Source organism: Nostoc sp. NZL, from assembly GCF_015714705.1.
Lineage (GTDB): Bacteria > Cyanobacteriota > Cyanobacteriia > Cyanobacteriales > Nostocaceae > Nostoc > Nostoc foliaceum_A.
Window position 1 is genome coordinate 1 of record NZ_WBKL01000158.1, and the last position, 11,910, is coordinate 11,910.

Genomic DNA, 11,910 nt, shown 5'->3' on the forward strand with positions numbered 1-11,910 from the left:
TCGGAACTGCAACTGACAATGCGCTCACCGTCGGGGGAAAACGCCACTGAATTAATCACAGAATGATTCCCGACAAAGGGTTGACCAATAGGCTGGCCATTCACACCCCACAAACGTAGTGTCTTGTCGGAACTGCAACTGACAATGCGCTCACCGTCGGGGGAAAACGCCACTGAATTAATCACAGAATGATTCCCGACAAAGGCTTGCCCAATGGGCTGACCATTCACACCCCATAACCGCACTGTGTTGTCAATACTGCAACTGACAATGCGCTGACCGTCGGAGGAAAACGCCACTGAATTGACCCTATAATCATGTCCGACAAAGGGTTGTCCAATGGGCTGACTATTCACACCCCACAAACGTAGTGTCTTGTCGGAACTGCAACTGACAATGCGCTCACCGTCGGGGGAAAACGCCACTGAATTGACCGCATTTTCATGCCCAACAAAGGGTTGTCCAATGGGTTGACCATTCACATCCCACAAACGTAGTGTCTTGTCGGAACTGCAACTGGCAATGCACTGACCGTCGGGGGAAAACACCACTAAATTGACCGCATCTTTATGCCCAATAAAAGGTTGACCAATGGGCTGGCCATTCATATCCCACAACCGTACTGTCTTGTCGGAACTGCAACTGACAATGCGCTGACCGTCAGGGGAAAATGCCACTGAATTAATCCCAGAATCATGCCCGACAAAGGGTTGACCAATAGGCTGGCCATTCACACCCCACAACCGTAGTGTCTTGTCAATACTGCCACTGACAATGCGCTGACCATCGGGTGAAAACGCCACTGATATGACCGGATCTTGATGCCCGACCAAGAGTTGACCAATGGGCTGACCATTCACACCCCATAACCGCACTGTGTTATCAATACTGCCGCTGACAATGCGCTGACCGTCGTGGGAAAACGCCACTGACATGACCCAATCTTGATGCCCCTGAAGGAACAACAAAACTCTGCCAGAAGATGCTTCCCAGACCTGTACAGTACCCTTACTATCTCCAATCACCAATTTTTCGCCATCAGCACTAAATGCCACCGATAAAACCGCTCCCAGAACTGGCGCAAAGACCGAGTTCGTGAGATTCGCTCCCATCAAATTCACCCACCGCAAGCTGGCATTAGCAAAGTTTACGTCTGTAATAACAGTATCGCTGAGATCAGATTTTTCCAGACTATAGGGATTTCTTCCTAGTAGTAATTTCACTAGGTTGCCACCTATATAACTCACCTGAGTCTGGGTTTGGCCACGGGTTGACTGAATTAGTGCGAGCAACTGTTGTTTAAATACTTGCTCATCTAACATTGGCACAGCTAAATCCAGCACAGCTTTTGCCAAGGGAGCCGTACCAAAATAATTAGATAATTTTTCTAAAGATGCTTTGGCGAATGAATTTAGCGGTGCGATGAGGAGCGGTTGCCTATCTTCCCCGCAATGTCGTTGAAAGTATTCTGACCAAGTGTAATCTTGTGGTGGAACAGTATCTAAATGAGACTGTGCTTGAGCCAGTTCTGTGAAGTCGGGAGCTAAAACGCCTAACTCTGCCACCAGCTTATAGGCAGCAAAAAATTCCAATAACGAACGATGAGCAGGGCTATAGTCTCCTTCCGCATTACGAATTAGCATTGTTTGCCCCATCATGTCGTAATGCCAGTGGTCTAAATCTTTTTCTTCCTCGACTACAGAACCAAATAAACGCCGAATCCGGTCGGGAAATTCTTTGTAGTTCATGCTCATCTGGTCTGTTGAGAGCATTTCCCAGGACAACTCACACAAAAAATAGAGCTTATCTGCCAATGAGGTAAAGGTACGCTGGGTATTAATATCTCTCTCCATCTTGTGCCGCACAGCATATAAATATACCCGTGATATATCTACTGGCTTCCCTGCCTCAATCTCTGGCAAAGCTTCTATAATTAGTTCCGTCATTACAGGACGACGTGCCAAATCCCGCAATGTCGAATTATTCATTACCCGTTCTACGGTTTCTGGTTCAGCACGAAACGCTAATACTTGCCGAATTTGCTCGTCATCAAATTTTTCTAATTCCAGCACTTCAAAGCGCGGTGTCTCTAGAGGGAAGTTAATTGTAGAAGCTTGCAACTCTGCACTTAGCAAAGCCCTTCCTTCTTTTGCTTCGGGGAAATGTTCGGTGCGACAGGTGAGAATTACCTTTGCCCCTGGTACTACTACTTTGGCTAGTTCCCAGAAGTTGTTGATCATCTCTTGGCGATTGACTCTAGCTGCCATTTCATCAAAGCCATCAAAAATCAACAACACTTTACCCATACGGTTGAGTTGCTCAAAGGCAGAATAACCAGGCAGTGGGATTTCATGCTTGCGGAAAAAGAATTCCGAAAATAGCGATTCTACACTGACTGCTTTGGCATAGTCCCGTAAAGGAATAACTAATGGTAGACGTGGGCGTTCTACTCCCCGGCGTTGAGCATCACGATAGCGTTGTAGGGCAGTCCAGGCATAATGCAACCCAAACCAGGTTTTGCCAGTGCCAAATTCACCCAAAATAGAAAGGTGTTCTTTGGCAGGATCATCAAGCCAGCGCTCAACATAACCATCAATCCAACCATCAGCTTGAGCGTAACGGCTCATGCCCATTTTCTGCTTTGAGGTGGGATCAAATTCCTCTTTGGTACAAGCTAGGGGTACATAGGTGCGGTCAATTCCCCGTTGCTTGATTTCATTTTCTAGCCAGTTGAGGTAGACATTAAAATCAGCATCCCGATCTAGCAACTCATCAACGGTGTAGCAGAATAAATTTTGATTTTCTTGCTTGCTCACCTCATCTTTAGCAGCTCGACTGACACGGCGATTGGTGATTAGCCAACCTATATCTGTTTTTCGAGCATTTACTGACTGTCGCAAGGCAGCAACATCTGCCATTCCGGCTTCTCCTGTAATGCCGCGCACCAAAACTCGGTTATACCCCTTTTTCTCTATAGGGTTATTGACATTAATAATCCACTCAAAATAATTTTCATTGCTAATTTCACCTTTTTCAAAGCCATAACGTAAGGCAGTGAACCAAGCCCGTAATTGCTCTGCTAATTTATCTGTCTGATTTGGTTGACTTGGAGTTTGTACAGTAGATTGAATAGGTTGTTTATTTGTTGTTTCTTTCCTAAAAAAGAGATTAATACACCCCAAGTTGTTAGAGATGAATTTTTGGGGTGCTGTTTCTAATTCCTGCCGCAAAAATGTTACTAGTGTTTCATTCGTGACCCATTGGTTAGATAGATCAGCCAAGTCAAATCCGCGCAAAATCGCGCTAGTGAGTACGCTGCTAGCTCCACTCACGTTTTCATGGGCTAGCTCAAATTCTCTGGAAGCAGCAATAAAACAACGATCGCGTGTATTTCCGCGATCGCCTGGATCAGCTTCTGTAAAATTGAGTATTTCCCCACTGTAACAACAGTCCAACCAGATAATTTGCTGCCGTACTGGACTTTCCTCTAACAATTCCCGCAGCCACTTTAATCGCAGTCCCCAGTTCCCTAATTCAGGATCGGTATCACTGGTTGCCAGAAATCCTTCTTTGATGCGTCCATCTTTACGAAGACCATGCCCTGAAAAATAGAAGAGGGCTGTATCTGGAATGCTTCTGCCTTCAGGATAAAATAGTTTTTCTAAAGCCTTCTCTAAATCTGCCAGCTTGATTTCCTGGTTTGGTGATATCTGTGGTGCATCATCTTCAAACGGATTTAGGAATTGCGGCAATCGCTGGACATGAAAATTTCCAGCTTCACTGAGTCGCTTGGCGATCGCTTCTGCATCGTTAGCAGGCGATCGTAACGCTGACAATCCTGAAAAATTATACTTATTAATGCCAACTACTAAAGCATCTCTACTCATTAATATGCGACTTTTTATAAAAATTCTGGAAAATTCATCAATATCTTAGCTAGCGTTTAATTCTACTCATCTTTTCCAAGACAATAACCAAGTAAATTTTTTTACTAAATATTCCCTTTTGTGACAGTCACTTGTCCTTTAATGGTGTAAATATTGGTCTGTCCTGATCAGACCCTCGCAACAAATAGATTGTCAATTGCTTACCAGACTCTTGTTCTTGCTTAGGATTGATAGGTATTGGCCAGCGAAGAGATTTATAAAGTTCTAAGCGATACAAATCAAAAGCAGATTCCAACAAGCTACAGTAGACACCTGCCGCATCAACTGTCCAGTAGTAAGCAAATATTAACCCCAGTAACGCAGCAGGAAAAGCCCACCAAGCCCAAACAGTCCATACCATAAACAGCAAACTCCAGAGCCAAAAACGGGCTGCTGTGTTCAGGCTTGACCGTGCTTCCTGTAATTCTTTCTTCACCCCATCTGGTAATACTAGCCAGAGGCGAGACCAGCAAATTACAGCATCCAAGCCATACTTATCATAAGGGCGGCTTTCAGCTGCTCTAAGGATATTGCCTAACTTTGTAGGCATTAACCTATTAAATTGAGATGGAAACTCCATAAGTTGTCCATCTAGCGTCACATATTCCTCTAATTCTTCGTTAGTTATAACTTGTTTATCTTTTTTATCAGCCAGAGTTTGCCAACGCTTATCTTTTCGTTTAAAGTCATGCTCTTGTTGCTGTATCATCCAGCGTCGTAAAGGTTGTAACCAGGGAGACCAATAGCCTTCTAAGAATCTTAAAACAGATAAATCAAACTTTTGAACCACAAAAGCTGAGACAGCAATCATGAGCAAACCTGTTACCATAACAGCAATTAGCAAAGATTCTGGTTGCTGTTTGAGCCAATCTTCCAAAGGTTTTCGACCAAAACGCAAGACCCAAGCTAATAGTCCCCCCATCCAAAAGACAAAAGCTGGTGTCAGTATGTTTGCAGCCCAGTTTTCTGCAAGTTTTCCACCCAGACTTTCTAAAAATTTGGTTGGCATATATTTATTACTGAGCAGCAGGTATTAGCACGACATTATGAGTAGGACAGATTGGTATTGTCGCTCCGACAATGCGGCGATACCAAACGTAGTCTCCTTGAGGACATATATATTTTTGAGCAGATATTGCTTGACCTTTACCTGGAAGTGGCTCAAAACCTTTTGATACCTGCTTCTCACTAAGAAACTCTGCTATCCAATTGCGAGTGTCTGGCTGACTTTTCAAGATTTCTAAAATCTGCTTATCGGCTTCCTGTCCAGCTTTAGCTTGTGCTAATAGTTCAGCCAATTGTTTGTCTACTTGAACCGCATCATTTCCTAAAAGTTCTGGAAGAAAAGGACGAATCGAACGGCCAGCCTCCAGAATGTCGTCAGGTTCAAACGTCACAACTGAAACCTCATTATGTAAGATTAATAGCTAATTTTTTTAGTTATACACTGAAATACACTGGCGCAGTTAATTTTCCAACACTAATGCAGTCTGTACCACTATTACTCAGGTTTTACCCCTTACATAAATAAACACATTGCCGCTATCAAGAATGCGACATCTAATTTGTGAAGTCTTTTAATAGCAGACTTTTTCAGAAAAAAAATAAACGACCATTAAAATGTGAAACTTTTGGTTTTGCGACCTCAATTTGTGAAAATATTGAAAATCTCTAGTCACTTTTGAATAATCATATAAATTAATAAAACCCTTGCTATACAAGGTTTTGCAGGATAAAATTAACGACATTATTTTGTTAAAGTTCGACATCTAATTTGTGAATGTACATTATTTTAAGACTATCTTTTAATGCCATCCCCGGTGTAGCTTGCTAGACAAAGTAAACGCATGGCTCGGCTAAACATGACAAATTATACACTTCTGAACTTTTAAAAAACCCTATAAAATTTAGAATTACGAATTACGAATTACGAATTAGTAATTATTTTTGTATGTGGCGGATTACTTCAGCAACTGACCAAGCTTGAGCGATCGCTCCTCTGGGAGTGTGAGGTGAATCGCCATCAAAAATCTCAGAAATAGAACCAAGACCAGCGTCAAATAGGAAGTGATCTAGCAGAGGTTGCCAATCAAAAGGCAGCGATTGTTGTGGATAAAAACGTTGCCAAGCCCGAATATATGGCCCAATTAGCCAAGCCCAAACAGTACCTTGGTGATAAGCGCGATCACGTTCTTCTTGGTTACCATCGTATTTCCCTTTGTATTCGGGATCTCCTGGATCAAGACTGCGAAGACCATAGGGGGTGAGCAAGCTGGCCGTTGCCAAATCTAATATCTGACACCCTTGCTGTAAAGAAAACCCACAATGGTGCAGCGACAGCGCCAAAACGGCATTGGGGCGAATTTGGAAATTCCGGCGATCGTCCGGCTCAATAGTATCGTACAGATAACCTAACTGAGGATTCCAAAACTTTTGTAGCGAGATTTTTACGTGTTGTGCTTGTTGAGCATAACGCTGTGCTTGCTTAGTGAGACGCACTGGCTCACCAAACTTAAGCTGGCTCAATCGTTCTGCCCACTGACTCAGCCAACATAAAGCTGAATACCACAGCGCATTGATTTCCACTGGCTTACCGTAACGGGGAGTGACGGGATGTGCCCCAATTACCACATCCATCCAGGTGAGGGCTACACCACGAGCATCCCAACTAACTAGCCCATCAGTAGCATCGACCTGGATATTGAAATGTGTACCACCGACAAATGCTTTGTAGATTTGCTGTACTACGGGGAATTGCTCTGCCAGAAATTTCCAGTCTTGGGTAGCTTCTAAATAAAGCCCTAAAGTTTCAATCCACCACAACGCCGCATCAATACTGTTATAAATTGGTTCTCGATTGACATCAGGAAATGCATTAGGAATCAAACCGTGGCGACAATAAAGCCCAAAAGTCCGCAATACTCCTTTTGCTAGGTCAAAGCGCTGGGGAACTAGTGCCAACCCCGGTAAAGCGATTAATGTGTTGCGTCCCCAGTCATTAAACCAGTGATAACCAGCAATGACTGTAGAGCCTGCAATTGAGGCTCGATAGACGATAAACTGATCGCTTGCTTTGAGTAGTTGTTGCCAGATTGAGCATTGGTAATTACTCCTCTGCTCCTCTGCCTCTTTACTTTCTTCTCTCCATTCAAAAATCTGTGAGAGCCTTTCTTGCTCTGCCTTTAGGGCTTCTGCAAAGGTTTCGGGGGTGAGAACACCTGGAATCAGGTCGGGTAAACCTACTCGTGCTTCTAGAGTCACTGTATCTCCTGGTTGGAGTGTGACTACCAAGTAACCAGGACTGTAGAGGTCTTCCTTGTCGCCTAACCCTCGTTTCGTCTCCTCAGGTAATCCATAGTGCCAATACCACACTGCATCTGGTTGATAATTTCCTTGTGTCCAGCGCAAGTGCCAAGGTATGCCGAAATGCCCAGAATTGATTGCTTGGAGACAGACTTGCTGTTGCCCTAGCACTTGTGAGAACTGTAATTCTGGAGCAGTCTGCTGGTGATGAAAGTCACGTTCTGCTATCAACAGTCGCAATCGTAAAATCGCTGTATGACTTCCCTCGTAGCGATATTGGATTAAAATCCGATGGCAAAATTGGGCAGGGGCATTAGGCATGGAGCATGGGGCATTGCTTATTCCTCCTTGTGTCCTTTGTTCCCAGTCCCCAGCCCTCACCAAACCATAAGGCATCACCAGTTGTCTGGTTAACTGCCAGTTATCTTGGCCCCAAATCCATTTTGGAACTGGTTTAATATCAAAACAGCGTAGCAGTTCGCAGCCCGTTGGCTCAATCTGACCGTTACCCCAAAAATTTGTCCCCAGTGCCACAACGCTCCCTAATATTTCCAAGCTAGCTTCTAGGTGCGAAAACAGCAAAGTCCGCTCAGAAGGAGGGTTTGTAGCGGCAAACAGCCAACCGTGATAAGTACGCGTGCGGACATCAGAAATTGTACCGCTGGCAAAACTTCCCAAGCCATTGGTAAGCAACCATTCTCTTGTATCTAAATCAAGCATTTGCTACTCAAAATCGTTATGAGTATGATATAGTCGTAACAGATTGTAATTAAACTGTGAGAGCGTAAATGGGTGAATTTTACTTAACCCAAATTTCAACGCTACTAAATCGATAAAGGAGAATTAGGTTAATGTCCCTTACTTACGGAACCGAAGGAAGCCTCCGCGTTGGTCAACAAGCTCCCGATTTCACAGCAACGGCTGTGGTAGATCAGGAATTTAAGACAATCAAACTTTCCGATTATCGCGGTAAGTATGTCGTCCTGTTTTTCTACCCACTAGACTTTACCTTTGTTTGTCCCACTGAAATTACAGCATTTAGCGATCGCTACGAAGAATTCAAGAAAATCAATACTGAAGTCCTTGGGGCTTCCGTTGACAGTGAATTCTCCCACCTCGCTTGGATTCAAACAGATCGTAAGTCTGGTGGCGTTGGCGACCTGAATTATCCTCTAGTCTCCGATATTAAAAAAGAGATTAGCGCCGCTTACAACGTTCTTGACCCAGCAGCAGGCATTGCCTTGCGTGGTCTGTTCCTCATCGATAAAGATGGTATCATACAGCACGCCACTATCAACAATCTAGCTTTTGGTCGTAGCGTTGATGAAACCCTGCGGACATTACAAGCAATTCAGTATGTCCAGTCTCACCCCGACGAAGTTTGCCCAGCTGGTTGGCAACCTGGTGACAAGACAATGAATCCTGACCCAGTGAAGTCTAAAGTTTACTTCTCTGCTGTCTAAATTTCGCTAGCTAGCAAACTCTAATCCATCCTGTTGGAGTTGAGACCAAAATCAATGAAAACCACAGATAAACAGAGATACACATTAAACAGTGTCAACCTCCGTATCTATCTGTGGTTTTTTCATAAAATGGTATTTAAATAATCTGGGATAAAAATATGCTTACTTCAACTGATTTTAGTGGATTATTAAATGAGCGATTCTTCCGCAACTTTTTACCAGTTCCAGCGACAAATAAACTCCGATTGGGAGTAGGAACGCCAGATTTTCAACTGCCAGATATTACTAACGGAACTTTAGTAAAATTGTCTGATTATAAAGGCAAGCAACCTGTCTTACTCGCCTTTACTCGTATCTTTACTGAAAAACAATATTGCCCCTTTTGTTTTCCTCACATCAAAGCCTTAAATGAGAAATACGAGCAATTTAAAAATCGCGGTATAGAAGTTTTAATGATTACTAGTACTGATGAACGGCAGAGTCAAGTTGTTGTGAAGGATTTAGGCTTACAAATGCCGTTATTGAGCGATCCTAGTTGTCGCGTGTTTCGTACCTATCAAGTAGGGCAAGCGCTGGGAGCGCCTTTACCAGCCCAGTTCGTATTAGATAAAGAAGGAAAACTCCGCTACTGGCATTTATTTTCTTTTTTGGATCACAATGCTAGCGTTGAGACCTTGTTAAGTAAGTCGGCGTAAATAATTATTGTTGCAATAAGGCAGGAGGAGAAAGAGTTTGAGCCTTATTTACTTTTGTTTACATAGTTTGGTTTTATTGCACCTACTTACTTAGAACAATTCAATTGAGTATAAAGTGTAAAATTGGCAATACCAACTCTACTCATAAAAGTATGAGGTTTTATGGTGCTGACCCATTATCATTCGCCTATTTCTCCCAACTCCCGCCGCGTCTGGATTACTCTGCTGGAAAAAGGACTTGAGTTTGAATTACTAGAGATAAAACTGGATGGGGAGCAGTTTAAACCAGAGTTTTTGGCAATTAGCCCCTTCCATCACATTCCGGCTTTGGTGGATGACGGCTTTCATGTAGTAGAATCTTTGGCAATTCTGGACTATTTAGAGGCAAAATATCCCACACCTGCTATGTTGCCTAAAGATGCCAAGGATTTAGCGATCGCACGCATGGTACAACTGGTAACTGTGAATGAGCTTTTACCAGCAACCACCACATTTTTACCTCAGATATTAGGCTTACCTGGGGAAGATCCAGAAAAAATCGAGCAGGCGAAGCAGAAAATTTCAACAGTGCTGAAGCTTTTTGAGAGTTTACTTGACGATCGCCCTTACTTTGGTAGTCAAAACCTAACTCTCGCGGAGGTTGTAGCTGGAACTGTAGTAATATGGCTGCCGGAAGTAGGGATTTCCTTAAGTGACTATCCAAAACTGAATGCTTGGTACAAGCGGTTAGCTGCACGCACAACATGGCAAGCTACCGAGGCTACACCGAAGGCAATGGAAGCGTTTAAGTCGATCATAGTAGCGAGAAATAAGCAGTAAATTCATACTTAAATGTAGAGACGGTAAATTTACCGTCTCTACAAAGCTAAATTTTCACAGCTTAACTTGCTGCAAATGACTGCGGGGATTATAAGTACGTATAGCCCGGATTTTTTCATAATATTCCCGCTCTTGCTGGCTGAGGTCTTTTGGTGGTGCGATCGCTACCTTCACCAACTGATCGCCACGTCCACCCTTGGCGAGGGGCCAACCTTTGCCACGTAAACGCAACGATTGACCAGAACGCACTCCTGCTGGTAGCTTGACATTAACTGAACCATCAGGAGTGGGTACATCAATAGACGCTCCCAAGGTAGCTTCATCAGGTGTGATTGGCACTTCGCACACCAAGTTATCGCCTTCCATTTGGAAGAACGAGTGCGGCTGAAGTTCGACTTTTAAGTACAAATCCCCTCGTTGCTGAGTCATAGGGTTGATTTGGCCTTTACCCCGCACGCGCAGGCGAGTACCAGGTTTAGCCCCAGATGGAATACGAACATCGATTGTTTCGTTACCTAAACTGAAGCGTTTTTGCACACCGTTGAATGCTTCAGCAAAAGTTAGAGTGATTGCTGCTTCTGTGTCCTGGGAAGTACCCGCACCGGCATCACCAAACCCATAATCGTTAAAGCCGCTAAAACCACTCGGCGCACCTGTGGAAGTGCGGTAAGAGTAATTTTGTGAGTAACTTTGTCGACCACCGCGAGGGCTAGCACCGCCAAAGCGTCCTAGTAACTCATTGATGAACTCATCAAAATTTCCGTATTGACTGAAGTCAAAGCCACCCATATCAGCACCAACACCGCCAGATGGGAAACCTTCACCAGCTTGTTTCCAATATTGACCGAATTGGTCGTATTTTTTGCGCTTATCTGGGTCTGACACCACTTCGTAGGCTTCGCTAACTTCTTTGAAGCGTGCTTCTGCCTGTTTGTTATTTGGGTTGACATCAGGGTGATATTTGCGGGCTAGTTTACGAAAGGCTTGTTTAATCTCCTCTGGAGTGGCAGTCTTACTAACTCCCAAAATTGCGTAATAGTCTTTGAAGTCGGTTGCAGCCATCTACCAGCCTCCTATAGAAATTCCCGTTATGTTTTTTTTTAAGATGAGAGATATTTAATTTGCTAGGTATAGTGCCAAGCAAAAGAATATGATTTTAAATTAACAAAGAATATAGAAAATCAAGTGTGGTTCTCGCTCAACAAGCGATCGCAATTTCCGTACTCCGATTTTTCTGATAAGCGGATCAGCTTGTCTAGTCCCTCTTCCAGACTTGGGGGGGCATCCCGGAGTTGACGGTGCATCCGCAAAATAATTTCTTCAGGAACCTGACGCGATCGCCTTTTATTCCGTGCTAAACACAACCAAACTGGCGTATCCACCCAAATCCCTGTAATGTGGGTAAAACCCAAGTCATGGGCCAAAGCAATAACTTCACGGCGATGGCGGCGCTGGGCATTGGTGGCATCGAAAATAGCTGTATTTTCTGTAGAAATAGCTTGCTGAAATTGCCGTCCTACTTCCCGCCAAATTACCAGCCACGGGCCCTGAATGGCTGGGGAACCGAACAGCTGCCCCCGGATGATATCTGTAGAAATCAGCGGCATCTGGGGGCATTCTGTCAGTAATTGTTTTGCCAAAGTTGACTTACCGCTACCTGGAAGACCAATCAGTAAAATGAGTTTAGTCATTAGTCCTTTGTCC

The 11,910-nt window shown here is 43.9% G+C and carries 9 protein-coding genes; 3 read left to right on the forward strand and 6 right to left on the reverse strand.

What is annotated here, in order from left to right; translation table 11 throughout:
* The 4 genes from F8R90_RS22440 to F8R90_RS22455 all read right to left on the reverse strand — a co-directional run.
* Window positions 1–3,887: caspase family protein (locus F8R90_RS22440; protein ID WP_196512521.1), on the reverse strand; the 3,887-nt coding region annotated here is incomplete at its 3' end.
* Between the two features lie 127 nt (window positions 3,888–4,014).
* Window positions 4,015–4,935: a hypothetical protein gene (locus F8R90_RS22445; RefSeq protein WP_196512522.1), complete on the reverse strand. Its 921-nt coding sequence runs from the start codon at window positions 4,933–4,935 to the stop codon at window positions 4,015–4,017.
* Between the two features lie 7 nt (window positions 4,936–4,942).
* Window positions 4,943–5,323 carry a hypothetical protein gene (locus F8R90_RS22450; RefSeq protein WP_196512523.1) on the reverse strand — a complete coding sequence of 127 codons (381 nt, stop codon included), beginning with the start codon at window positions 5,321–5,323 and terminating at the stop codon, window positions 4,943–4,945.
* Window positions 5,324–5,867: 544 nt separating this feature from the next.
* Window positions 5,868–7,949, reverse strand: coding sequence for an amylo-alpha-1,6-glucosidase (locus F8R90_RS22455; RefSeq protein ID WP_196512524.1), 2,082 nt, complete (start codon window positions 7,947–7,949; stop codon window positions 5,868–5,870).
* Between the two features lie 131 nt (window positions 7,950–8,080).
* Between F8R90_RS22455 and F8R90_RS22460 the strand changes: the two genes are divergently transcribed.
* The 3 genes from F8R90_RS22460 to F8R90_RS22470 all read left to right on the forward strand — a co-directional run bounded on the left by F8R90_RS22460 (window position 8,081) and on the right by F8R90_RS22470 (window position 10,206).
* A complete protein-coding gene (locus F8R90_RS22460; RefSeq protein ID WP_012412312.1) occupies window positions 8,081–8,692 on the forward strand; it encodes a peroxiredoxin in 612 nt (203 codons plus the stop codon).
* Between the two features lie 158 nt (window positions 8,693–8,850).
* A complete protein-coding gene (locus F8R90_RS22465) occupies window positions 8,851–9,387 on the forward strand; it encodes a peroxiredoxin family protein (RefSeq protein WP_196512525.1) in 537 nt (178 codons plus the stop codon).
* A 165-nt stretch (window positions 9,388–9,552) separates the two neighbouring features.
* Window positions 9,553–10,206 (forward strand): glutathione S-transferase family protein, encoded by a 654-nt coding sequence (locus F8R90_RS22470; RefSeq protein ID WP_196512576.1) that lies wholly within the window; start codon window positions 9,553–9,555, stop codon window positions 10,204–10,206.
* A 54-nt stretch (window positions 10,207–10,260) separates the two neighbouring features.
* On the opposite strand, the gene F8R90_RS22475 is transcribed toward F8R90_RS22470, so the two are convergent.
* Window positions 10,261–11,268, reverse strand: a complete 1,008-nt coding sequence (locus tag F8R90_RS22475) for a DnaJ C-terminal domain-containing protein (RefSeq protein ID WP_196512526.1) — start codon at window positions 11,266–11,268, stop codon at window positions 10,261–10,263.
* Between the two features lie 119 nt (window positions 11,269–11,387).
* Window positions 11,388–11,897 (reverse strand): AAA family ATPase, encoded by a 510-nt coding sequence (locus F8R90_RS22480; RefSeq protein ID WP_196512527.1) that lies wholly within the window; start codon window positions 11,895–11,897, stop codon window positions 11,388–11,390.
* Window positions 11,898–11,910: the final 13 nt, after the last annotated feature.

Coding starts and splice junctions, on each gene's coding strand:
- F8R90_RS22455 (WP_196512524.1), bottom strand. CDS start 7,949: ATGCTTGATTTAGATACAAGAGAATGGTTGCTTACCAATGGCTTGGGA.
- F8R90_RS22460 (WP_012412312.1), top strand. CDS start 8,081: ATGTCCCTTACTTACGGAACCGAAGGAAGCCTCCGCGTTGGTCAACAA.
- F8R90_RS22475 (WP_196512526.1), bottom strand. CDS start 11,268: ATGGCTGCAACCGACTTCAAAGACTATTACGCAATTTTGGGAGTTAGT.
- F8R90_RS22480 (WP_196512527.1), bottom strand. CDS start 11,897: ATGACTAAACTCATTTTACTGATTGGTCTTCCAGGTAGCGGTAAGTCA.
- F8R90_RS22445 (WP_196512522.1), bottom strand. CDS start 4,935: ATGCCAACCAAATTTTTAGAAAGTCTGGGTGGAAAACTTGCAGAAAAC.
- F8R90_RS22465 (WP_196512525.1), top strand. CDS start 8,851: ATGCTTACTTCAACTGATTTTAGTGGATTATTAAATGAGCGATTCTTC.